This window comes from Micromonospora sp. A3M-1-15 (genome assembly GCF_024213425.1).
GTDB lineage: Bacteria > Actinomycetota > Actinomycetes > Mycobacteriales > Micromonosporaceae > Micromonospora > Micromonospora chersina.
The window spans coordinates 47,567-69,884 of record NZ_JANAVK010000005.1 but is presented as its reverse complement, the minus strand read 5'-3'; the positions used below and the strand labels follow the sequence as shown (position 1 = coordinate 69,884).

22 protein-coding genes are annotated in these 22,318 nt (G+C 75.0%); 12 read left to right on the top strand and 10 right to left on the bottom strand.

Going from position 1 to position 22,318, the window contains the following annotated elements:
* Positions 1 to 189: 189 nt before the first annotated feature.
* The 3 genes from NLX85_RS24515 (at position 190) to NLX85_RS24505 (ending at position 2,010) form a co-directional block, all read left to right on the top strand.
* Positions 190 to 885 carry a hypothetical protein gene (locus tag NLX85_RS24515; protein ID WP_254338922.1) on the top strand — a complete coding sequence of 232 codons (696 nt, stop codon included), beginning with the start codon at positions 190 to 192 and terminating at the stop codon, positions 883 to 885.
* A 259-nt stretch (positions 886 to 1,144) separates the two neighbouring features.
* Positions 1,145 to 1,516 (top strand): ribonuclease domain-containing protein, encoded by a 372-nt coding sequence (locus tag NLX85_RS24510; RefSeq protein WP_370464071.1) that lies wholly within the window; start codon positions 1,145 to 1,147, stop codon positions 1,514 to 1,516.
* 62 nt (positions 1,517 to 1,578) lie between these two features.
* Complete coding sequence (locus NLX85_RS24505) at positions 1,579 to 2,010, top strand: barstar family protein (RefSeq protein ID WP_254338921.1); 432 nt, start codon at positions 1,579 to 1,581, stop codon at positions 2,008 to 2,010.
* Between the two features lie 221 nt (positions 2,011 to 2,231).
* Here NLX85_RS24505 and NLX85_RS24500 read toward each other — a convergent pair whose 3' ends face one another.
* Both NLX85_RS24500 and NLX85_RS24495 read right to left on the bottom strand, forming a co-directional pair.
* Complete coding sequence (locus NLX85_RS24500; protein ID WP_254338920.1) at positions 2,232 to 2,951, bottom strand: HD domain-containing protein; 720 nt, start codon at positions 2,949 to 2,951, stop codon at positions 2,232 to 2,234.
* Positions 2,952 to 2,994: 43 nt separating this feature from the next.
* On the bottom strand, positions 2,995 to 3,438 hold the full coding sequence (locus tag NLX85_RS24495) for an ATP-binding protein (RefSeq protein WP_308210801.1): 444 nt from the start codon (positions 3,436 to 3,438) through the stop codon (positions 2,995 to 2,997).
* A 181-nt stretch (positions 3,439 to 3,619) separates the two neighbouring features.
* Between NLX85_RS24495 and NLX85_RS24490 the strand changes: the two genes are divergently transcribed.
* Positions 3,620 to 4,255, top strand: coding sequence for a DedA family protein (locus NLX85_RS24490; RefSeq protein ID WP_254338919.1), 636 nt, complete (start codon positions 3,620 to 3,622; stop codon positions 4,253 to 4,255).
* Positions 4,256 to 4,295: 40 nt separating this feature from the next.
* On the opposite strand, the gene NLX85_RS33140 is transcribed toward NLX85_RS24490, so the two are convergent.
* From NLX85_RS33140 to NLX85_RS24455, 8 genes are all read right to left on the bottom strand, one after another.
* Positions 4,296 to 4,421 carry a hypothetical protein gene (locus tag NLX85_RS33140; protein WP_256567476.1) on the bottom strand — a complete coding sequence of 42 codons (126 nt, stop codon included), beginning with the start codon at positions 4,419 to 4,421 and terminating at the stop codon, positions 4,296 to 4,298.
* A gap of 135 nt (positions 4,422 to 4,556) precedes the next feature.
* Positions 4,557 to 6,164 (bottom strand): polysaccharide lyase family 1 protein, encoded by a 1,608-nt coding sequence (locus NLX85_RS24485; RefSeq protein WP_254338918.1) that lies wholly within the window; start codon positions 6,162 to 6,164, stop codon positions 4,557 to 4,559.
* A gap of 71 nt (positions 6,165 to 6,235) precedes the next feature.
* Positions 6,236 to 7,585 carry a polysaccharide lyase family 1 protein gene (locus NLX85_RS24480; RefSeq protein ID WP_254338917.1) on the bottom strand — a complete coding sequence of 450 codons (1,350 nt, stop codon included), beginning with the start codon at positions 7,583 to 7,585 and terminating at the stop codon, positions 6,236 to 6,238.
* Between the two features lie 183 nt (positions 7,586 to 7,768).
* Complete coding sequence (locus NLX85_RS24475) at positions 7,769 to 8,995, bottom strand: Gfo/Idh/MocA family protein (RefSeq protein ID WP_254338916.1); 1,227 nt, start codon at positions 8,993 to 8,995, stop codon at positions 7,769 to 7,771.
* Complete coding sequence (locus NLX85_RS24470; RefSeq protein WP_374628336.1) at positions 8,992 to 10,482, bottom strand: mannitol dehydrogenase family protein; 1,491 nt, start codon at positions 10,480 to 10,482, stop codon at positions 8,992 to 8,994. The genes NLX85_RS24475 and NLX85_RS24470 overlap by 4 nt, the downstream gene beginning before the upstream one ends.
* On the bottom strand, positions 10,473 to 11,774 hold the full coding sequence (locus NLX85_RS24465; protein WP_254338914.1) for an enolase C-terminal domain-like protein: 1,302 nt from the start codon (positions 11,772 to 11,774) through the stop codon (positions 10,473 to 10,475). Before NLX85_RS24465 ends, NLX85_RS24470 begins: the two co-directional genes overlap by 10 nt.
* Complete coding sequence (gene uxaC, locus NLX85_RS24460; RefSeq protein WP_254338913.1) at positions 11,771 to 13,201, bottom strand: glucuronate isomerase; 1,431 nt, start codon at positions 13,199 to 13,201, stop codon at positions 11,771 to 11,773. Before uxaC ends, NLX85_RS24465 begins: the two co-directional genes overlap by 4 nt.
* A gap of 18 nt (positions 13,202 to 13,219) precedes the next feature.
* Entirely contained in the window at positions 13,220 to 14,548 is a 1,329-nt protein-coding gene (locus NLX85_RS24455) for a Gfo/Idh/MocA family protein (RefSeq protein ID WP_254338912.1), read from the bottom strand.
* A 239-nt stretch (positions 14,549 to 14,787) separates the two neighbouring features.
* On the opposite strand from NLX85_RS24455, the gene NLX85_RS24450 reads away from it, so the two are divergent.
* The 8 genes from NLX85_RS24450 (at position 14,788) to NLX85_RS24415 (ending at position 22,252) form a co-directional block, all read left to right on the top strand.
* Positions 14,788 to 15,834 (top strand): LacI family DNA-binding transcriptional regulator, encoded by a 1,047-nt coding sequence (locus NLX85_RS24450; RefSeq protein WP_254338911.1) that lies wholly within the window; start codon positions 14,788 to 14,790, stop codon positions 15,832 to 15,834.
* 97 nt (positions 15,835 to 15,931) lie between these two features.
* On the top strand, positions 15,932 to 17,272 hold the full coding sequence (locus NLX85_RS24445; RefSeq protein WP_254338910.1) for an ABC transporter substrate-binding protein: 1,341 nt from the start codon (positions 15,932 to 15,934) through the stop codon (positions 17,270 to 17,272).
* 26 nt (positions 17,273 to 17,298) lie between these two features.
* Complete coding sequence (locus NLX85_RS24440) at positions 17,299 to 18,282, top strand: carbohydrate ABC transporter permease (RefSeq protein WP_254338909.1); 984 nt, start codon at positions 17,299 to 17,301, stop codon at positions 18,280 to 18,282.
* Positions 18,279 to 19,148 carry a carbohydrate ABC transporter permease gene (locus NLX85_RS24435; protein ID WP_254338908.1) on the top strand — a complete coding sequence of 290 codons (870 nt, stop codon included), beginning with the start codon at positions 18,279 to 18,281 and terminating at the stop codon, positions 19,146 to 19,148. The genes NLX85_RS24440 and NLX85_RS24435 overlap by 4 nt, the downstream gene beginning before the upstream one ends.
* Positions 19,145 to 19,753, top strand: a complete 609-nt coding sequence (locus NLX85_RS24430) for a hypothetical protein (protein ID WP_254338907.1) — start codon at positions 19,145 to 19,147, stop codon at positions 19,751 to 19,753. The genes NLX85_RS24435 and NLX85_RS24430 overlap by 4 nt, the downstream gene beginning before the upstream one ends.
* Positions 19,750 to 20,598, top strand: a complete 849-nt coding sequence (locus NLX85_RS24425; RefSeq protein ID WP_254338906.1) for a DUF6807 family protein — start codon at positions 19,750 to 19,752, stop codon at positions 20,596 to 20,598. Before NLX85_RS24430 ends, NLX85_RS24425 begins: the two co-directional genes overlap by 4 nt.
* The gene (locus tag NLX85_RS24420) at positions 20,595 to 21,647 is read left to right on the top strand and encodes a PfkB family carbohydrate kinase (RefSeq protein WP_254338905.1); all 1,053 of its coding nucleotides are present in this window, start codon (positions 20,595 to 20,597) and stop codon (positions 21,645 to 21,647) included. The genes NLX85_RS24425 and NLX85_RS24420 overlap by 4 nt, the downstream gene beginning before the upstream one ends.
* On the top strand, positions 21,644 to 22,252 hold the full coding sequence (locus tag NLX85_RS24415) for a bifunctional 4-hydroxy-2-oxoglutarate aldolase/2-dehydro-3-deoxy-phosphogluconate aldolase (protein WP_254338904.1): 609 nt from the start codon (positions 21,644 to 21,646) through the stop codon (positions 22,250 to 22,252). The genes NLX85_RS24420 and NLX85_RS24415 overlap by 4 nt, the downstream gene beginning before the upstream one ends.
* The last annotated feature ends 66 nt before the right edge of the window (positions 22,253 to 22,318 follow it).

Here is a 22,318-nt window from a genome sequence, read left to right as displayed (position 1 = left end):
GGTGGACGTCTCGATCACTGACGGACCGATGACCGGACACGCCGACGCCACGACACCCCAGCCGCCAGCGATCGGCTGCCCTAGCGGATTGCGAGGGGTTTGTGGGTGTTGTCCACAGTGTGGTGGCTGTGCACAGGGGGGGTGGTGCGTTGGTGGGGGGAGGCGCCGTGGGGGCGGCAGCCTTGGGGTGTGAATGCGGCGCTTCGGGAACTCGTGGAGCGGGGCGGGGGACTGGTGACCCGTGCGGTGGCCGAGCAGGTCGTGCCGGAGTGGACGCTGCGGCGGGCGTGCGGCAGTGGTGACCTGGTGCGGGTGCTGCCCGAGGTGTTCGTGGCGGCGCACCTGCTGAATGATCGACCGGAACAGCCGGCCATCGGCCGACTCGACCCCGCCGTGGGCATCCGGGCGGCCCAGGCATGGGCCGACGGGCGGGGCGCGCTCAGCCACCTCAGCGCGCTCGCGACATGGGGGCTGCGCCGGCCGCGGGCCGGGGACCTGTTGCACCTGAGCGCCCCGGCCGGCGCGGGCATCCGCAGCCGGCCCGGGGTGGCCGTGCACCGGCGTCAGGGCCTCCTCCTCGATCCGCCGCACGTCGTGGTCCGGCGGGGCCTCACCGTGACCCGACTCGAACAGGCCCTCGTCGACTCCTGGCCGCTGCTGCCGTCCGGCGAGCGGCGAGCGCCGGTGATCCGGGCGGTCAACGACCGGCTCACCACGCCCCAGCGGCTCGTGGAGGCCATGAGGGCCGCGCCCAAGCAGTGGTACGGCCGCACCTGGCGTCCCCAGCTCACCGACCTCAAGATCGGCTGGGAGAGCTACGGCGGCGCGGCCGACACGCTCTGGTTCGACGACGTGGCGCTGGGCGCCACCCGGATCGGCTGCTGACCGGCCCGGCCGGGCGGTCCGACGGGGCCGCCCGGCCACGGTCGATCATCGAGCGTTCACCCGGCGTTCCGGGCGCGGTCGCCGCGCGGGTCTGTACGCCGGGCAGGATCACCGCCAGACTGGGCGCGACCGGACAACGACACCGGTCGATGCCGTCGCCCAGTTCGGGGAGGATCCCTTGACCACGCTTGCGACCCCGCTCCGCTCCACCGGCGCCCGCGTACGCCGGGCCCTCGGCGCGTGCGCCCTGCTCACCGCCATGGTCGCCGCCGCGCTCGTCGGCCCGCCGGCGGTCTCCACCCGGCTCGCCGAGCCGGCACAGGCCGCCGTCTACAGCTCGTGCACGATGACCCGCTGCGCCGACGCCCGCACCGCGCGCTCGGGCTGGTCCGCCAAGAGCTTCCCGACCAGCCGCGGCTGGTACTCCTGGAGCGGCGGCCTGTGCAACTTCGCCGGCGGTCGGTTCTACAACTACGAGGGGCAGCTCCCCACCAACGCCACCTACTACGAGTACGACGTCTACCCGCGCGCCTGCGGCGCGGCCCGGGACGCGTACCGGATCGTGGTCAACAAGAGCACCGGGGCCACCTGGTTCTCGCCCGACCACTACGCCAACTTCTACCGGCTCTGACAGGCGTTCGGAGCGGGTCGGGCCGGCGGGCCCGACCCGCGCCGACCGGAAAGGATCGACCGATGGGCGCAGCGTCCCCGCACCCGCCGGCCTGGCTCGTCCTCGCCGCCGGGCCGGAGCCCGAGCCGGCCGGGGTGCCGGTGGCCGGGGCGGGCGCCCGGACCCGGGCCGGCCTGTACGAGGCGCTGACCGAGGCCCTGCCCCTGCCCGCCTGGTTCGGGCGCAACTGGGACGCCCTCGCCGACGTGCTGGCCGACCGGCTCGACGCCGGCCCGCTGACCCTCGTCGTCCGGGACGCGGCGGACCTGCTCGCCGACGAGCCGCCCGCCCAGCTCGGCACCCTGCTCGACGTGCTCGGCGGGGTCGCCGCCGGCGGCCACCGGTCGCTGCGCGTGGTGCTGCGCGACCACCCCGACCGGCTGCCCGCGCTGCGGGCCCGGATCACCGCCGCCCTGGGCGGCCGGGTCGGCGCCCCACCCCCCGACGCCGACTGACGGGGCCGCCGCGTCGGCGCCCACCCGCGGACGCCGGCTGACCGGTCCGCCGCGTCGGCGCCCACCCGCGGACGCCGGCTGACCGGTCCGCCGCGTCGGCGCCCACCCGCGGACGCCGGCTGACCGGTCCGCCGCGTCGGCGCCCACCCGCGGACGCCGGCCGACCGGGCCGCAGCGCGTCGCCGCCCCGCCCCCGGACGCCGGCTGAACCAACCCGCCGGTCAGTTCGGCCGGTCGAGGATCGCGCTGAACCGCTCCTCGGCCAGGTCGAGCTGGGCGAAGATGTGCCGCTTCACCGGCGCCGACAGCGGCGTGTCCGGCCGGGCGATGAGGTCACGGAAGACGGGCACCAGCGGCCGGTACTTGGCCGCCGAGCGGGCCACCTTCGGCCCGACCGTGTGGATCACGCCCACCCCGTTGTCGGTGAAGTCCGACACCTTGATCACCCGCGCCCAGGGCTCCCGGTCCAGGCTGGCCGCCACGTGTTCCCGGTACTGGACGTTCCGGTCGCGCCCCGGGTCGTACGCCGGGTTGGTGACCGCGCCGACCAGCCGGGCGACCCGCGGACCGAACCGCGCGGCCAGCGCGGCCAGCGCCGCGGGCGTCGGGTCGCCCGGGACGGCCGGGCCGGCCAGTTCGGCGGGGTGGTCCTCCACGGCGTCGTGCAGCAGGCCGGCCACGATCACGTCCACGTCCCGCACCTGGTAGTGGTGCATCATCCGGATCGCCACCCGGAGCAGGTGGTTCAGGTACGGCTCGCGCACCCGCCGGTCGTCCCGGTGCAGTTCGGCGGCGAGGTCGAGGGCGGCGGTGAGCCGCTCCCGGGCGGGTTCGTCGAACGCCTCGACCTCCAGCCGGAAGCGGGCCAGCAGGCCCGGCTCGCCGTGGATCTCGGTGATCGCGTGCATCGGCATGGTCGCCAGGTACGCCGGGAACTCCATGCGTCCCTTATAGCTGATCTTCGCCAGGAACGGCCGGCCCGGGTCAGCTCCCGGTCAGTCGCTTGACCAGGCGGACCGTGGTGCCCTCCGCGGTGCCGACGATGCTCACCTCGTCCATCACCCGCTTCATGATCATCCGTCCCCGGCCCCGGTCGCCGGGGTCGCCGTCGGCGTCCGCCCGCCAGCCCCCGCGGTCGCGCACCTCGATCACCAGGTGGTCGTCGCGCAGCTCGGCGCGGAGCGCGGTGATCCCCTCGGGGGCGAACCGGTAGCCGTGCTCGATGGCGTTGGCGCACGCCTCACCGGTGGCGATCAGCACGGTCTCGACGTCCCACTCGCTCACCCCGTGCGCGCGCAGCCAGCCCCGCAGCCGCTCCCGGGTGGGCGCCAGCCGCGCGGGGTCGGCGGGCAGGTCGACGGTGAAGACCGGGGCCGTCCCGGCCGGGTCGTCGCCCGGCACCAGCCCGGCGGCCGTCCCACCCTCCACGTCCGGTCCCCCGTCCCGCGCACGTCCCGGGCCTGGGCGCTTGCCGTCACCGTCCCGTCCTGTCGGTCATTGTCCCCGGTCGGGGCCGGCCTTATTCCTCGACCCGGCGGTTGGTTTCCACCGGATGTCCGATCCCGCCGGGCGGGCGCGGCGCCGCCGGGTCGCGGGTCACAATCGGCGGGTGGACCGGGTGCTGGATCTGCTGGTGGCGCTGCCGCCCGCGCTGGTGCTGGCCCTGGTGTTCCTGCTGCCGGCCCTGGAGGCGTCCACCTTTCTCGGGCTGCTCGTGCCGGGCGAGATCGCGGTGCTGGTGGGCGGCGTGCTGGCGCACGAGGGGCGGCTCCCGCTCTGGGCGGTGATCCTCGCGGCGGTCCTCGGGGCGGCCCTCGGCGACCAGGTCGGCTATCTGGTGGGCCGCCGGTACGGCCGGCGGCTGCTGGCCCGCACGCCCCGCCGGTTCGTCCGCTCCGGGGAGGTGTCGCGGGCGCTGGACCTGGTCCGCCGCCGGGGCGCCGCCGCAGTGGTGTTCGGCCGGTGGGCGGCCGCGCTGCGCGCGCTGGTGCCCGGGCTGGCCGGGATGAGCGGTCTCCCGCGCCGCGCGTTCACCCTGGCGAACCTGGCCGGGGGCGCGCTGTGGGCGGTGACCGTGGCGCTGCTCGGCTACCTGGCCGGGGCGTCGTTCCGGCTGCTGGAGCGGCGGCTCGGCTGGGGCGGCGAGGCGCTGCTCGCCCTCGTGGTGCTCGTGGTGGTCGTGCGGGTGGTCCGGGCCCGGCGGGCCGCCCGCCGCGAACGGGCGCACGCCGCCGGACCCCGCTGACCGCGCCGGTGGTCCGAGCCGGCGGGAGCGTGGTCGTGGGTCACATGGGGAAGACGGTCCAGAGCCAGTCGCGGAGCCCTGCCGTCCGGTGCCGGCGGTGGTGGTTCGCCGGGCCGTTGCACAGTCCGGAGCGGTGCTGGTCCCGCTGCCGGTGCGGCGCGCTCATCGCGCCGAGGTGGTCACGCCCTCTCTTTTGATCATGGCTTCGATGGTCGCAGGACCGCCCGCGAGCGGCAACGGGATTACCGGCCGGGCCGGCGCTGCCCCGAGGGGGAGCGCCGGCCCGGCGAGGGCGCCGGGGTCAGCCGCTGATCTTCCCGGTGCCGGCCCCGGCGGTCACCGTGGCCTTCACCGTGCTGGCGGCGTCGAGGGTGTACGCGTACGGGATCGACGCCACGCTGCCGGCGGTCTGCGGTGCGCCCGAGTTGACGTAGAGGTTGTTCCGCTCGACCAGGTTGCCGGGCGGCGAGGAGCCCTCGCCGACGTGCGTCGGGTCGGTCATGTTCTCGAAGGAGTTCCCTTCGACCAGCACCCCGGCGCCGCAGGTGGTGGCGATGCCGTAGCTGTACGACGGGTTGGCGGTGTTCACGTAGTAGTTGTTGAACACGTGCACCGGGTTGCCGAAGCGCACCCGCGGGTTCCGCTGGAAGCAGTTGCTGAACACGTTGTGGTGGTAGGTCACCTTCAGCTTGCCGGTGTCCTCGCCCGAGTTGCTGTCGCTGTGCCCGACCAGCGAGCACTTCACGTGGTCGTGCAGCCGGTTCCAGGAGACGGTGACGAAGTTCGACCCGTGGGTGACGTCGAGCAGCCCGTCGTAGTAGTCGGTGCCGCTCGTGGTGTCGCTGGACAGGTCGTTGTGGTCGATCCAGACGTTCGTGGAGTTGTCCAGGTGGATGGCGTCGCCGTTGCCGACGCCGGCACGTACCTTGGCGATCTTGAGGTTGCGGACGACGATGTTGCGGGCGTCGCGCAGGTTGAGGCCGCAGCCGGTCAGCCCGGAGCCGGCGCCGACCCCGATGACCGTCTTGTTCGAGCCGACCCGGATCTCGGTCGAGCAGCTGAAGTTCCCGTTCACCCGGACCGTGGTCGCCACGTCGCCCTCGACCGCGTCGGCCAGTGCCGCCGGGTCGCTCACGGTCACCGTGCCGCCGCCGGCCCCGCCGGTGGTGCCCCCGTTCTGGGTGGCCCAGCCGACCAGCCCCGTGGTGGGTGGCGGGTTGGTGGGCGGCGGCGTGGTCGGCGAGGTCGTGGGGGAGGAGGAGGTCGGCGGCGTGGTCGGGGTGCCGCCGGCGCCGTCGACCGCGACGTCGTCGAAGACCGCGCTGGCGTACGCGGTGACCAGCACGATCCGGCCGGCCGCGTACGCGGGGTCGGTGCCGGCGGCGATCTGGGTGCCGTTGACGAAGCCCCTGATGGTGCTGCCGCTGGCCTCGATCCGCAAGGTGTACCAGGTGCCGGTGGCGACGGTCAGCGCGGCGGACCCGAGCACGGAGATCTGGCTGCCGTTGACCATCTGGAGCTCGGCCCGGTTGGCGTTGGTCAGCGCCAGCCGGTACATCTTCGTGGAGCTGGTGGAGCGGGACGCCAGGCCGACCAGCCGGTTGGCGCCGTTGAACGACAGCGGCTTGACCCGGGCCTGCACCTGGTAGTCGGTCCAGCCGGTCTGGCCGGCGAAGGCGCGGGCCAGCTCGCTGGCGTTGTTGCCCTGCCGGTACGCGGGTGAGCCGTCGGTGACGACCGACCAGTCGCCGCCGGACTTGGACCAGCCGTCGGCGTTGCCGTCGTCGAAGGTGTCGCCGAACAGGGTGGCCGCCGCGGCGTTGCCGGTCATGCCGACGGCGAGCAGCAGGGCGGTGAGGCCGGCGCCGGCCGCGGCCAGCGCTCCTCGGTGGTGGTGTCGGAGTCGCACGGTGCTTCCTCCAGGGTGGGTGGGGGTGGGACGGCCGGGCGCCGCGCGGGGGGACGCACGCGGGCCGGGGATCAGAGGGGCAGCCGGCCGGCGCCCGCGAACGCGCCGACCGCGAGCGGCACGAGCGGCGTGGGCAGCAGGGGGCCGGCGCGCAGGGTGGGCGTCCAGCCGGCGTCGCCGCCGAGGTCCGGGTCGTGGGCCGCGTTGTACGCCCCGAGCAGGTCGACCGGGTGCGCGGGGCCGCCGGCCTGGCGGAGCCAGCTGCCCCGCTCGGTCAGCGCGGTGCCGCCCCAGTCGTGGATCAGGTCGGCCGGGTCGACGTCGTCGGCCAGCGTGAAGAAGTTGTTCTCCGCGTACAGGGCGGACTGCACGCCGACGCCGAGGGCGTACTCGAAGCCGGGGCCGCCGAGCCGGTAGTGGTTGTCGTAGACGTCGACCTGGCCGAACCGGACCCGGGGCAGCCGCTGGAGGTCGCCGTCGAAGAGGTTGTGGTGCACGGTCACCTTGAGGCGGCCGACGTCCGGGCCGACGGTGTTGGACGAGCCGATCAGCATGAGCTTGTCCCGCCCGGCGAACCGGTTCCACGAGGCGGTGACCAGGCTGGCCGTGTGCGTGACGTCCAGCGACCCGTCGTGCACCTGGTACGGCCGACCGAAGTAGGTGGGCTGGCCGCTGTCCGGGTTGTCGCCGTCGGTGAACGTGTTGTGGTCGACCCAGACGTGTTCGCTGCGCCGGACGGAGATCTGGTCGTACTGGGAGTTCCAGTTGCCGGCGTCGCCGTCGGTGGGAGACCACGCCGGGAAGCAGTCCCGGGCGTCGGCGAGGGTGAGGTTGCGGACGATGACGTTGCTGACCCTGTCGATCATCAGGGTCAGCCCGGTGAGCCGGGCGCCGCGCAGGCCGATGATTGTGGTGTTGGACCCGACGTTGACCTGGGTCTGCCGGGTCTGGTTGGCCACCGAGCGCACCCGGGCCGCCTCCAGGGGCCCGCTCGGGTTGACCCGCCCCCACACCGCCGGGTCGTACGCGGCCAGGTAGCCGTCGAGCGTGTATTCCGGGTCGGCCAGGTCGGCGCAGTCGAGGAGGGCGCCGTCGGGGCCCTCGAAGCCGTCGACGGCGCCCGCCACGTACACGATCTTGGGGGTGGCGTCCGCGGCGTTGGTGGCGTTGTCGCCGCCGAGCGCGTCGACCAGTTCGGCCCGGGTGCGCACCAGCCGGATCCGGTCGGGAGCGGCGGCCGCGCCCCCGGTGGTGCCGGCGCCCTCGGCGGCCCAGCCGTCGTTCGCGGGGAGCGCCTGGCGGCCGAGTTCCCGGGCGGGCCGGGACAGGGCCGGGTCGGTCGGGGCGGCCGGCGCGGGGGCGGCGCCGGTGACCACGAGCGCGGCGGCGAGGAGCGCGGCGCCCGCTGTTGTTCTACGCATGACTCGTACCGTCCTGTCAGCTTCTGGTGGCCGATATCTGTGACGGTAAAGTCATTGTTTTATATGAGTCAATGTGTATTGTGTGCAGGTTTGTTGCAATGGGGGATTGTGTGCGGTATTGCCCCGACCCGATACGACGGGATGGGCGGTCATCTGTCCGGATCGTCCGGGCCGGGGTTTGCACTACCGTTGCGGCGCCTCCCCGTCGGGCAGCTCGATCCGGTACGGCGGCACGGCCCACGGCACCCCCGACTCCGACGGCAGCGCCCCGGTCTCGGTGGCCCGCCGCAGCACCGCGTCGACGCCCCGGATGATCCGCACCCGCTCCGGCCCGTCGCCCTCGGTGCGCACCAGCGCGCCGCCCAGCAGGGCCGGCTCGGGCGCGTCCCGCAGGGCCGCCACGATCGCCGTGAACGGCGCGGTACGCGCCAGCGGCGCGATCAGCGGGGCGCCGGCGGCCCGGTGGTCGAGCAGGTTCTCCAGCAGCCCGCGCCGGCCGGGCACCTCACGCGGCGCCGGGTCGCCGGGCAGCCGCAGCCGGTCGGTCGGATACTCCAGGACGGCCCGGCCCCGGTCGCCGCGGACGTGCACCTCGCCGGCGATGAACTCCTCGCCGGCCAGGGTGACCGCGGCCAGCACCGGCGGCCCGGTCCGCGGCGTCACCCGCAGCACGGCGGTGTCGTCCACCTCGATGGGCCGCACCCGGTAGCGCTCCACCTCGATCCGGGCCGGCCGGACCGGGCCACCGGCCACCGCCTCGGCGACGGCGAGGCACTGCATCACCGCGTGCGCCAGGGGGTTGGCCAGGGCCCCGTCGAGCGCGGGCCGGCCGTCGACGCTCCGCCGGCCGGCCCAGGGGGAGCGGGCGTAGTAGGCGTCGGGCCGCCGCCACGCCGCCACGGTGGCGACGGCGGTGACCGTGCCGAGCCGGCCGGCCGCGAGGGCGGCGGTCAGTTCGGCCAGGGCCGCCGAGCCGAGCGCCTGGAAGCCGACCTGCACGGCCCGGCCGGCGTCCTCCGCCGCCCTGGAGAGCCGCCGGTGTTCGGCCGGGTCGAGCACCGGCGGCTTCTCCAGCAGCAGGTCGGCCCCGGCGGCGAGGGCGTCGAGCGCGATCGGCAGGTGGGTGTGCGGCGGGGTGCAGACCACCACCACGTCGGGGCGTACGGCGGCGAGCATGGCCCGGTGGTCGGTGAAGGTCCGCGCCCCGGGCGGGACCGGGGCGGCCGGCTCGTCCTCCAGCGGGTGCAGATCGACCAGGCCGGCGAGGCGTACCCGGCCGGCGGCGTGCAGCGGGGCGATGGCCCGCCGGTGCCAGCGCCCGTGCCCGTTCGCGCCGACCAGCGCGACCGTTGGCGGGTCCGCCCGACCCGCTCCGGCGTCACCGCGCCGCGCGGCGCCCGGGCCGGTCACCCCGCACCGGCCAGGGTGGCCCGGACGCCGTGCCGCTCCAGGTCGGTCAGCCAGCCGGTCACGTCGGCCCGGACCTCGTCGTCGGCGGCCAGGTCGGCGGGGAAGACCTCGCGCAGGGCGAAGAGCGCGTCGACCACCCCGGCCGGGGTGCCCGGGGCGGCGGCGAGGGCGGCGCGGATCCGGTCGGCGAGCGGGTCGTCCAGCGGCAGCGGACGGCCGTCGTCGGCGTGGCCGAGCAGGAAGCGCAGCCAGGCCGCGACCACCAGGGCGGCCCAGCGGGCCGGGCGGCCGGCGGCGCGCAGGTCGGCGATGGTGTGCAGCACCCGCTGCGGCAGCTTCTGCGAGCCGTCCATGGCGATCTGGAGGGTGCGGTGCCGGATCGCCGGGTTGCCGAACCGGCCCAGCACCTCCTCCCCGTACGCGGGCACGGACACGCCGGGCGGTGGGGTGAAGCTGGCCGCCACGTCCTCGGCCACCAGCCGGCGCAGCACGGCGTCCAGCCCCGGGAGCGCCAGGGTCTCGGCGACGGTCTCCACGCCGGCCAGGGCGCCCAGGTAGGCCGTGGCCGAGTGCACCCCGTTGAGGGTGCGCAGCTTCAGCCGCTCCCACGGGCCGGCGTCGGCGGTGAGCACCGCCCCGGCCCGCTCCCAGGCCGGCCGCCCGGCGGGGAAGTCGTCCTCGATCACCCACTGGGAGTACGGCTCGGCCGCCACCGCCGCCAGGTCGGTCACGCCGAGTGCCCGCCGGGCGGTGTCCACCGTGTCCCGGGTGGGGGCCGGCACGATCCGGTCGACCATGGTGCCGGGGAAGCGGACCTGCCGCTCGATCCAGCCGGCCGGCCCGTCGGGCACCCGGGCCAGCGCGAGCGCCTGGGTCACCAGGCCACGCAGCCGGCGGCCGTTGGCCGGCAGGTTGTCGCAGCTGACCAGCGCGACCGGGCCGGCGTCGGCGGCGGCGCGGGCGAGCAGCCCGCGCACCAGCAGCCCCGGCACGGTCCGCGGCGGCCGGTCGGTGGTGAGGTCGGCGACCAGGTCGGAATCGGCGCGCAGCGTGCCGGTGACCGGGTCGAGCTGGTGCGCCTTCTCGGTCACGGTCAGCGTCACCACCCGGATCGCGGGGTCGGCGAGCAGGCGCACCACGGCGGCCGGGTCGCCGGCCGCGTGGCGTACCCCGGCCAGGGCGCCGACCACCCGGGTGGCCGCGCCCTCGGCGGCCAGGGTGGTGACGCTGAACAGGTAGTCCTGCACGGCGAGCGCGTCGACCACGGCGGTGCTGCGCGGGGCGACCCCGACGATGCCCCAGTCCCCGCCGGCCGCGCCGACCGCCGCCTCGGTGTGGACGGCCTGGTGGGCGCGGTGGAAGGCGCCGAGTCCGAGGTGGACGATGCCGGCCGGCACGGTGCCGGGGCGCAGCAGCGGCCGGGACTCGACGGGCAGCCGGCGCAGGGTGGCCAGGCCGAGCCGGTCGGCGCCGGCGCTCACCGCCACACCGGCCCGTCCGGGAAGCGGAACTCGGCGATCGACTCCGGTCTCATGGTGCTGCTGTAGCCCGGGGCGGTGGGCAGCAGGTAGCGGCCGCCGCGGGTGCGCACCGGGTCGACGAAGTGCTCGTGGAGGTGGTCGACGTACTCGACCATCCGGCCGTCGAGGCTGGCGCCGACCCGGAGATGGTCGAAGATCGCCAGATGCTGGACGTACTCGCAGAGGCCGACGCCGCCGGCGTGCGGGCAGACCGGCACGCCGAACTTCGCCGCCATGAGCAGCTCGGCCAGGACCTCGTCGACCCCGCCGACCCGGCAGGCGTCGACCTGCATGACGCCGATGGCCTCGGCCTGGAGCAGCTGCTTGAAGATCACCCGGTTGGCGGCCACCTCGCCGGTGGCCACCCGGCACCGGCCGCCGGTCAGCTCGGTGACCGCGCGGGCGATCCGGGCGTGGCCGAGCACGTCGTCGGCGTGCGTCGGCTCCTCGATCCAGTACGGGTCGACCTCCGCCAGCGCGGTCATCGCGGTGATCGCCTCGTCGACGTCCCAGACCTGGTTGGCGTCCATCATGAGCAGCGCCTCCGGCCCGATCTCGGCGCGGATGATCCGGGCCCGGCGCAGGTCGTCGTCGAGCGGGCCGCCGACCTTCATCTTCACGGCCCGCCAGCCGTCGGCGTACGCGGCGCGGGTCAGCGCCCGCACCTTGTCGTCCGGGTAGCCGAGCCAGCCGACCGAGGTGGTGTACGAGGGGAAGCCGTCCCGCTCCAGCGTCGCGAGCCGGTCGGCGAGCCCGTCGCGGCCCTTGTCGAGGAGGGCGGCCGCCTCGTCGGGGGTGAGCGCGTCGGTGATGTGGTGGAAGTCGACGCTGGCCACGAGGTCGTCGGTGGGCAGTTCGGCGAGGAACTGCCACATCGGCTTGCCGGCGAGCTTGGCGCGCAGGTCCCAGACGGCGTTGACAAGCGCGCCGGCCGCCATGTGGATGACGCCCTTCTCCGGGCCGAGCCAGCGCAGCTGCACGTCGGCGGTGAGCGAGCGCCAGAAGGCCACCGGCTCGGCGGCGATCTCCGTGATGCTGCGGCCGCGCACGTGGTGGGCCAGGGCGCGCACGGCCGCGCAGGTGATCTCGTTGCCCCGGCCGTTGGTGAAGGTGAACCCGGCGCCGGTGGGGCCCCCGTCGGTGGCCAGCTCGACGTAGGTGGCCGAGTAGTCGCCCCGGTTGACGGCGTCCGAGCCGTCGCCGCTGGCGGCCGTGGGGAACCGGACGTCGTGCACGTGGACGTCGGTGATCCTGGTCATGAACCCTCCCCGAACTTGAAGACCCGCTTGGGCAGCCGGTACGCCAGGTCGACGATGGTCTCGGCGGCCTCGTCCATGGGCAGCCGGTGCTCGGCCACGAGGCGGGCCAGGTAGCCGGCGTCCACGCGGCGGGCCACGTCGTGGCGGACCGGGATGGAGCAGAACGCGCGGGTGTCGTCGACGAACCCGGCGGTGTTGTAGAAGCCGGCGGTCTCGGTGACCGCCTCCCGGAACCGGCGCAGCACCTCGGGCGAGTCGAGGAACCACCAGGGCGCGCCGAGGTGCAGGGCCGCGTACCCGCCGGCGAGCGGGGCCAGTTCCCGGGTGAAGGTGTCTTCGTCCAGGGTGTAGAGCACCACCCGCAGCCGCGGGTCGTTGCCGTACGCGTCCAGCAGCGGGGCCAGGCCGTGCACGTACTCGGTGGCCTGCGGCACGTCGCCGCCGACGTCCCGGCCGTGCCGGGTGTACAGCCAGCGGTTGTGGTTGCGCACGGCGCCCGGGTGCAGCTGCATGACCAGGCCGTCGTCGAGCGACATCCGGGCGAACTCCAGCAGCATGTGCGCCCGGAACGCCTCGGCGTCCGCGGCGTCGGCCCGCCCGCGCCGGCCCCGGTCGTAGAGCGCCGCCGCCTCGGCGGCGTCGAGGGCGAGGGTACGGGCCGTGGGGTGCCCGTGGTCGGAGGAGGTCGCGCCCGCCGCGACGAACGCCGCCCGGCGCCGCCGCAGCGCGGCCAGGTAGCCCGCGTACGTGCCGGTGTCCTCGCCGGAGACCTCGCCGAGCCGGTCCACGTTGGCCGACCAGTTGTCGAACTCCATGTCCACCACGTCGTCGGGGCGGAACGTGGTGACCACCCGGCCGCCCGGCCCGCCCCAGCCGTCGGCGGCGAGCTTGGCGTGCTGGCCGAGGTCGTCCAGCGGCGACTCGGTGGTGGCGAGCACCTCGATGCCGAAGCGCTCGAAGAGCGCCCGGGGCCGGAACCCCGGTTCGGCGAGGCGCGCGGCCAGCTCGTCGTAGACCGTGTCGGCGGTGGCCGGGGACAGCGTGGTGGTCACCCCGAACACGTCGTGGAAGGTCTGTTCCAGCCAGAGCCGGGACGGGGTGCCGCGGAACAGGCGCCAGTGCGCGGCGAAGCGGCGCCAGATGGTCCGCCCGTCGGTCTCCACCGGGCTGCCGTCGACGGTGGGCACGCCGAGGTCGGCCGGGGGCACCCCCTGGCTGAGCAGCATCCGGGTGAGGTAGTGGTCGGGCACGATGAGCAGCCGGGCCGGGTCGGGGAACGGGCGGTCCTCGGCCAGCAGGGCCGGGTCGACGTGTCCGTGCGGGGAGATGATCGGCTGCTCGGCCGCCAGGGCGTACAGCTCGCGGGCGAGGGCGCGCTGGCCGGGTTCGGCGGGCAGGAGCAGGTCGCTGCGGGGGACGGTCGGCACGGGGGCGTGACTCCTCGGTCAGGGGAGGGTGAGCAGGTCGGCGACGCGGACGGGGGCGCCGGTGTCCAGGGAGCGGTTCGCGGCCAGGCCGGTGAGCAGGGCGAGCGCCCCGTCGTACGCGGTGGCCGCCCGGCCGAGGGGGTCGGGCTCGCCGCCGAGCAGCACCCGCGTCATCCGGGCGTCCGCGCCGCCGTGGCCCCGCCGGATCCAGCCGTCGACGGGGACGTCCACGGGTGGCGCCCAGAACGGCCGCAGGGTGAGCCGGGCCGCGCCGTGCTCGACCGCCGCCTCGTCGCCGTGCAGGGCGGCGCCCTTGAGCGCGCCGGCCCCGGCGGGGGAGACGTGGTCGCTCTCGGTCACGTCGAGTTCGAGACGGCCCCGGCTGCCGTTGACCATCACCCGGTAGCCCTCCCAGGGGGCGTAGGCGGTCAGGTGGTAGGTCATGGTCGCGCCGGTGGAGTAGCGGGCCAGCACGGCGAGGTCGTCCTCGATGGTGACGCCCGGGGCGAAGACGTTGCGGTCGCGCTGGTAGCCGTCCTCGGCCTCGGCGTCCAGGTACAGCTCGCGCAGCCGGGGGTGCTCGGCCAGCCGCAGCGCGAACGGGTCGTCGGCGGCGGCGGGGGAGCCGTGCGCCCGGTCGTAGTCGCGGGCGTAGCCGTGCCGGCGGCCGGACTCGCCGTAGAAGAACAGCCGGCCGGCCGCGTGCACCTCGACCGGGCGGGCGTCCAGCCACCAGTTGACCAGGTCGAAGTGGTGGCTGGCCTTGTGCACGAGCAGGCCGCCCGAGGTGGCCTTGTCCCGGTGCCAGCGGCGGAAGTAGTCCGCGCCGTGGCGGACGTCGAGCAGCCACTCGAAGTGCACCGAGCCGATCTCGCCGACCGCCCCGTCGGCGAGCAGCCGGCGGACCTGCTCGTGCAAGGGGTTGTAGCGGTAGTTGAAGGCGACGGTGACCCGGCGCCCGGTCTCGGCGACCGCGTCGAGGATCCGCCGGCAGCGGGGGGCGTCGACGGTCATGGGCTTCTCGGTGACCACGTCGCAGCCGGCCCGCAGGGCGGCCGTCACGTACTCGTCGTGGGTGACGTCCACGGTGGTCACCAGCACCACGTCGACCCGCTCCTTGGCCAGCATCGCGGTGAAGTCCGCGGCCCGGTACGTGGGCACCGGCGGGTGGCCCAGCTCGGCCAGCCAGCGGTTGTGCGCGTCCATCCGCGCCTGGTTGACGTCGGCGAGGGCGACCAGCTCGGCGGTGTCGGCGTGGTCGAGGGCGAGCGCGCGGACGAACATCTCGGCCCGGGCCCCGGCGCCGACCAGGGCGTGCCGGACCCGTTCCCGGGCGGGTGGTGACATGGCGTCGGCCTCCCCGGAGAGCTGCAAAGGTTTGCAGCCGAAGAAACCACGCCGGCGAAGACCGCGTCAACGGTCGATGCCAAACCGGTTACCTATATCCGCTTTTATAGGGCAAAGAACGGGTGCTGGGAGCGGTACCGCAATCGATCCGCAACAAACTCCCGTTGACAGTGGAGCAACCGTTTGCATTAATTGGCGGCACCCACGTGACCGCCACCACATCGGACGAGGAGCCCGCCGTGCCAGCCACCATCCGGGACGTCGCGCGGGCCTCGGGCGTGCACATCTCCACCGTGTCCCGCACGTTCTCGGCCCCGCACCTGGTCAACCCGGAGACCCGGGTCCGGGTGCTGGCCTGCGCGGAGGACCTCGGCTACCGGCCGAACCGGGCCGCCCGCGCCCTCATCACCGGCCGTACGCACAACATCGGCCTGATCGTCGCCGACATCGCGAACCCGTTCTTCCCGCCGCTGATCAAGGCGGCCGAGGGGCAGGCGCGGCACCGCGACTACCACGTGTTCGTGGCCGACACCAACGAGGACCAGGCCGCCGAGGAGGAGCTGGTCCACGCCCTGGCCAAGCAGGTCGACGGGGTGCTGCTGTGCAGCCCCCGGATGAGCAACAGCCTCATCGAGCAGGTCAGCCGGGAGGTTCCGGTGGTGGTGATAAACCGCCAGGTCGCCGGCCTGCCCTGCGTGATGATGGACGTCGGCCAGGGGGCCCGGCTGGCGATCGAGCACCTGCTCGGCCTGGGCCACCGGCGGATCGCGCTGCTCGGCGGCCCGCGCGGCTCGTGGACCAACCGGGAGATCCGCCGGGCCGCCGGCGCCGCCGCCCGGGCCGGCGGCGCGGAGCTGACCGTCCTGGGCCCCAACCACCCCACCGAGACCGGCGGCGGCGCCGTGGCGGACCAGGTCCGCCGCAGCGGCGTCACCGCCGTGCTCGCCTACAACGACCTCATGGCGATCGGCCTCATCGAGGGGCTCGACGCGCTCGGGCTCCGGGTCCCGCAGGACGTCAGCGTCGTCGGCGTCGACGACATCGCGCTGAGCCGGCTGACCCGGCCCAAGTTGACGACGGTGGCCACGCCGACCGCGGCCGCCGGCCGGACGGCCGTCGACATGCTGCTGCAACACGACTCCGACGCGCCCCGCGGCGCCCGGGGCCGGGGCGCAACGGCCGGCGACCGTCGCACCACCGCACAGGTAATGCTCCAGACCGAACTGGTCGTCCGCGACTCGACCGGGCCCGTCCCACCGCCCGGCCGGGACGGCACCGGGGCCTGACGTGGTGGCCCGGGCCCGCATCGCCGTGCGGACCCGGGCGACCCGTGGACGGCCGCCGGTGACGTCGTCGCCTCCCACAGCCGAGGAGTGAGCGCAGATGCACCCCGCAACGTCCCCCACCGCCGGCGTGCCCGCCGGGCGGAATCACCGTACCCCCCTGACCCGACGTCGATTCGTGCGCGGCCTGGCCGCCGTCGCGCTGGCCGCGCCGCTCGCCCTGGGCGCCGCGGCCTGCGGCGGCGACGAGGCCGGCGACGACGGCCCGGTCAAGCTCTCGGTCTTCTGGTGGGGTGGCGACGCCCGTGCCAAGCTCACCGAGGACGCCCTGGCCCTCTACACGAAGAAGCACCCCGAGGTGACCTTCGAGAAGACCTGGCAGGCCAACCAGGGCTACTTCGACAAGCTGGCCACCCTGACCGCCGGCGGCAACCCGCCCGACCTGTTCCAGATCGACGACAACTACCTCGCCGAGTACGCCGGCCGCAGCACCACCCTGGACCTGACCAGCTACACGGACTCCGGCAAGCTCGACGTGTCGAAGTTCCCCAAGAGCCTCCTGCAGTACGGCGTGGTCGACGGCAAGCTCGCCGGCGTGGCCGCCGGGGAGAACACCCAGGGCCTCGTCTACAACAAGACCCTGTTGCAGAAGCACGGCCTGCCCGAGCCGACCACCGGGATGACCTGGGAGCAGCACATCGCCTGGGCCGAACAGGTGGCGAAGAAGACGAAGGTGCCCGGCACCCAGGACCCGAGCGCCGACTACAAGGCGTTCTGGGTCTGGCTGCGCCAGCAGGGCAAGGACCTTTACGACGGCAAGGAACTCGGCTTCACGGCCGAGGACGTGACGAAGTGGTTCGACCTGTGGAAGGGCGCCCGCGACCGGGGCGCCACCCCCACACCCGACGTGATCCACGAGGGCAACGCCACCGACATCACCAAGCAGCTGGTGGTCACCGGCAAGGCGGCGACCTCCTGGGTCTGGGCCAACCAGATGCCGGACCTGAAGAAGAACACCAAGGACGAGCTGGGCGTCGTGGCGTACCCGGGTGACCCGAGCGCCCAGTGGGCCCGGGCCTCCATGTACTGGTCGGTGTTCAAGGGCAGCAAGCACCGGGACGTCGCCGTCGACGTGATCAACTTCCTGAACAACGACCCGGAGGCGGTCGCCCTGCTCGGCACCGACCGCGGCCTGCCGTCCAACCTCGACCTGCGGGCCAAGGTCAGCGAGACCGCCACCGACCCGGCCATGAAGCAGTCCATCCAGGTCGAGTCCGACCTCGCGCAGAAGTTCGGCGAGTCGCCGCAGGTGCCGATCAAGGGGCACAGCAAGGTGAAGTCCGAGCTGACCAAGGCCGCCGAGAACGCCCAGTACGGCCGGGCCACCCCCGCCCAGGCGGCCGAGCAGTTCCTGGCCGCCTGCAAGTCCGCGATCGGCTGACCGAGCCGACGGAAAGGAGCCGGCCCGTGGCCCTCACCACGGCGCCCGACCGGACCGGACGCACCGGACCGGCCGGCCCCCGCCGCACGCGGCGCGGGGCCGGCCGGGCCCGGCTCGGCGAAGGTCTGGCGGGATACGTCTTCCTCTCGCCCTGGCTCATCGGACTGATGGGCATCACGGCGATCCCCATGCTGCTCTCGCTCTGGCTGAGCTTCACCGACTACGACATCCTCACCCCGCTGTCCGAGGTGCGCTGGGTGGGGCTGGCCAACTACGAGCGGATGTTCACCGGCGACCCGTCCTACTGGCACGCGGTGCGGGTGACGCTGACCTTCGCGCTGGTGGCCGTGCCCCTCAAGCTGGCTGCGGCGCTCGGCGTGGCGCTGCTGCTCAACCGGACGTGGCGCGGCGTCGGGCTGTTCCGCGGCCTGTTCTACCTGCCGTCGCTGCTCGGCGGCAGCGTGGCGCTGGCCATCGTCTGGGTGAACATGTTCAACCGGGACGGCGCGTTCAACTCGTTCCTCGCCCTGTTCGGCATCGAGGGGCTGCCCTGGGTCAGCGACCCCGACTGGGCCCTCGAAACGCTCATGGTGCTGGCCGTCTGGCAGTTCGGCGCGCCCATGGTGATCTTCCTGGCCGGGCTCAAGCAGATCCCCACCGAGCTGTACGAGGCGGCGGCCGTCGACGGCGCCGGCACCTGGCGGCGGTTCCGGGCGGTCACCCTGCCGATGCTCTCGCCGGTGATCTTCTTCAACCTGGTGCTGGAGACCATCCACGGCTTCCAGGGCTTCACCGCCGCGTTCGTGCTCAGCAACGGCACCGGCGGCCCCGTCGACTCCACCCTGATGTACACGCTCAAGCTCTACATCTCCGGCTTCACCGACCTGGAGATGGGCTACGCCTCCGCGATGGCCTGGGTGTTCCTGGTCGCCATCGCGCTCATCACGGCCGTCTTCTTCAGCACCGGCCGGTTCTGGGTGCACTACTCGGACGGGGAGGAGGACCGATGACCGCACTCGCTCCCGCCCGCCGCCGTGCCGGCGGCAGCCGGCAGGCCGTGCGCCTGCTGGTGCTGGTCGTGATCGTCGCGGTGGTGCTCTACCCGCTGGTCTGGATGGTCGGCACCTCGGTGAAGAGCCAGGCGGAGATCGTCAACAACGTCGGGCTGCTGCCTGAGCGGTTCACCCCCGGCAACTACGCCGACGGGTGGACCAACTTCGACGTCGGCTTCGGCCGGTTCTTCCTCAACAGCGCCATGGTCAGCCTGCTCACCGTGGTCGGCAACGCGCTGTCCTGCCTGCTCGCCGCGTACGCCCTCGGGCGGCTGCGGTTCCGGCTGCGCAAGGTCTGGTTCACCGTCATGATCGGCACCCTGCTGCTGCCCGGGCACGTGCTCATCGTGCCGCAGTACATCCTGTTCCGCAGCCTCGGCCTGGTCGGCGGCGACTGGCCGTACCTGCCGCTGCTCATCCCGCACTTCCTGGCCACCGAGGCGTTCTTCGTCTTCCTCATGGTGCAGTTCATGCGGGGCATCCCGCGCGAGCTGGACGAGGCCGCCAAGATCGACGGCGCGTCCCCGTACGGCGTCTTCCGGCACGTCATCCTGCCGCTCAGCCGCCCCGCGCTGGTCACCACCGCGATCTTCTCGTTCATCTGGACCTGGAACGACTTCTTCCGGCAGCTGGTCTTTCTGTCCAACCTGGACGACTACACCGTGCCGGTGGCACTGACCCTGTTCATCGACTCCACCAGCCAGAGCGCGGTCGGCCCGATGTTCGCCATGTCGGTGCTGTCCCTGCTGCCGGTGTTCCTGTTCTTCCTCGCCTTCCAGCGGATGCTGGTCGAGGGCATCAACACCAGCGGACTGAAGGGATGAGCGCCGAGCCGCCCCGCCGGGACTGGCGGGACACCGCGCGCGAGGCGAGCGACCTGGCGCTGCTCGGCTTCGCCGTGGCCCTGGCGGCGCTGCCGCTGCTCACCCTCGCCCCGGCGGTCGCCACGGCCAGCGCCGCGCTGCACGACCGCAGCGTCACCGGCAGCTGGCCGGCCGCCCGGACCACGCTCGCCCGGTTCGGCCGGGCGCTCCCCGCCGGGCTGGCGGTCAGCGCCGTCGTGCTCGCCGCGGCCGGCGCGCTCGCGGCCGACCTGCTCGCCCTGGCCGGCGGCCGGGTGCCCGGCGGCGGGCCCGCCACGGCCCTCACGGCCGCGGTCGCCGCCGCCCTGCTCGGGTACGCCGGCCTGGTCGCCGTCGCCGTCGGGCGCACCGGTGGCCGGGGCTGGCGGGCGGCGGCCCGCGCGGCGGCCGGCACCTGCGCGCAGCGGCCCGGCACCTGGGCCGCCGCCTCGGGCGTGTGCTGCCTGGCCGGGCTCCTCGCCGTGCTGGTCACCCCGGTCGCCGTGCCCATCCTCGCCGGCTACACCCTGGCCGCCCTGCACGCGGTCGCCGCCCGCCGCCCGCTTCCCCGCCCGGAGGCGCCGTGACCGCCGAACCGCGCCTGGTCGTGGCCGGCACCGAGGTCGCCCGGTACGTGGTCCACCCGGACCTGGACGCGCGGCACGGGCCGCGGCCGTACCTGCACCCCGTGCGGACCCGGGCCGGCACCCCGGTCACCGACGCGCTCCCCGCCGACCACGTCTGGCACCTGGGCGCCTCCCTCGCCGTGCAGGACGTCGACGGCGCCAACCTCTGGGGCGGGCGCACCTACGTCCGGGACGCCGGCTACACCTGGCGGGACGACCACGGCGTCATCGCGCACACCGGCTGGCGGGACCGGGCCCCCGACCGGCTCGACCACGACCTGGAGTGGCGGGACCGGGCCGGGCGGCCGCTGCTGCGCGAGCGGCGCCGGCTCACCGCCACCCCGGCCGGCCCCGACGCCTGGTGGCTCGACGTCGACGCCACCCTCACGGCCGCCACCGGTCGGGACGTTCACCTGGGCAGCCCGGCCACCAACGGCCGCCCCGGCGGCGCCGGCTACGGCGGCTTCTTCTGGCGGGCCGTCGCGGCCGGGGAACCCCGGGTGTTCACCGGGGACGCCGAGGGGGAGGAGACGGTCAACGGCGGCGCCGCGGAGTGGCTGGCGCTCACCGGCGTGGGGCCGGGCGGCGGGGCGTACACCCTGGTCTTCACGGGGCTGGGGCCCGGCGACCGGTGGTTCGTGCGGACCGCGATGTACCCGGGCGTCTGCGTGGCGTACGCCTTCGACCGGCCGGCCGTGGTCGCCGCCGGACAGCCCCGGCGCAACCGGCACCGGGTGCTGGTCGCCGACGGCCGGCTCGACCGGGCGGCGGTGGCCGCCCGGCTCGCCCCGGCGGTGTCCGGGTGACCGGACCGGAGGTGGCCTGCGTCGGCGAGACCATGGTGGTGCTCGCCCCGGCCGCCGCGACCCCGCTGGAGAACGCCGACCGGCTCGCCGTCGGGGTGGGCGGCGCCGAGTCCAACGTGGCCATGGGACTGGCCCGGCTCGGCCACCGCGCCGCCTGGGTGAGCCGGGTCGGCGACGACCCGTTCGGCCGCCGGGTGCTCCGCGAGATCGCCGCCGCCGGGGTGGACACCACCCTGGTCACCGTCGACCCGGCCGCGCCCACCGGCGTCTACCTCAAGGACCCCGGCCCGGACGGCACCCGGGTGCACTACCACCGCGCCGGCTCGGCCGCGTCCCGGCTGACCGCCCGCGCCCTCGACGACCCGCGGCTGGCCGGGGTGCGGCTGCTGCACCTCACCGGGATCACCCCGGCGCTCTCCCCGAGCTGCCGCGACCTGGTGGAACACGCGCTCACCGCCCGCCCGCTGCCGGCCGCCCGGATCAGCTTCGACGTCAACCACCGAGCCCCGCTCTGGCCGGCGGGCCGGGCCGCCCCGGTGCTGCGCGACCTGGCCGACCGGGCCGACGTGGTGCTGGTCGGGCTGGACGAGGCGGCCGCCCTCTGGGGCGTCACCACGCCGTTCGCCGTCCGCGCGCTGCTGCCCGGACCGGAACTCGTCGTGGTCAAGGACGGCCCGGTCGGTGCGACCGCGGTGCCGCGTACCGGGACGGGGGTGTTCGTGCCGGCGCTGCCGGCGCCGGTCCGCGAGCCGGTCGGGGCGGGGGACGCCTTCGCCGCCGGCTTCCTGGCCGGGCTGCTGCGCGGCCTCGACCTGCCGGCCTGCCTGCGGCTCGGGCACCTCACCGCGGCCCCCGCGCTGGCCGCCGCCGGCGACACCGCGCCGCCGCCCGATCCGGCCTGGACGGCCCGCGCGCTGGCGCTGACCGACACGCAGTGGGCCGCCCTCGTGCCCGCGGACCTCGCCGGTCCGCCGTCGGGGCGGCCCGACGTCGCCCGCACGGTGCAGAATGCGGCCGGCAGCGGCCACGGTGGAGGGAGCACAGGGTGAACGGGCACGACTTCGCGCCGGTCTTCGGCCCCGCCCGGGTGATGGTGATCCTGCGCGACCTGCCGCCCGACGAGACCGTCCGGCTCGCCGAGCGGGCCTGGGACGTCGGCATCGACGTGGTGGAGGTGCCGATCCGCACCCCCGACGCGGTCCTCGTGCTGCGCGCCGCCGTGGACGCCGGCCGGCGGCGGGACCGCCTGGTCGGCGCCGGCACGGTCCGCACCCCCGCCCAGGTCCGGCAGGCCGCCGGCGCGGGCGCCGCGTTCACCGTCGCCCCCGGCCTGGACCTCGCGGTCGCCGACGCGGCGGTCAGCTACGGAATCCCGCACCTGCCCGGCGTGGCCACCCCCACCGAGGCACAGCAGGCCCTCGACCACGGCCTGGTGTGGTTGAAGGCGTTCCCGGCGGTCAGCCTCGGCCCGGCCTGGTTCCGGGCGGTCGCCGGGCCGCTGCCCGAGGCGCGGTTCGTGGCCACCGGCGGGATCGACGCCGACAACGCCCGCGACTTCCTGGCCGCCGGGGCGCGGGTGGTGGCGGTCGGGTCGGCGCTGGCCGACCCGCGCCAGATCCCGCGCCTCGCCGCCCTCGCCGCCGGCCAGGACTGAGGCCGGCCGGCTGGGCCGGGGCGTCCCGGGCGTGTCCGGTCGGCCGGGCCGAGCTGAGCGGGCGGG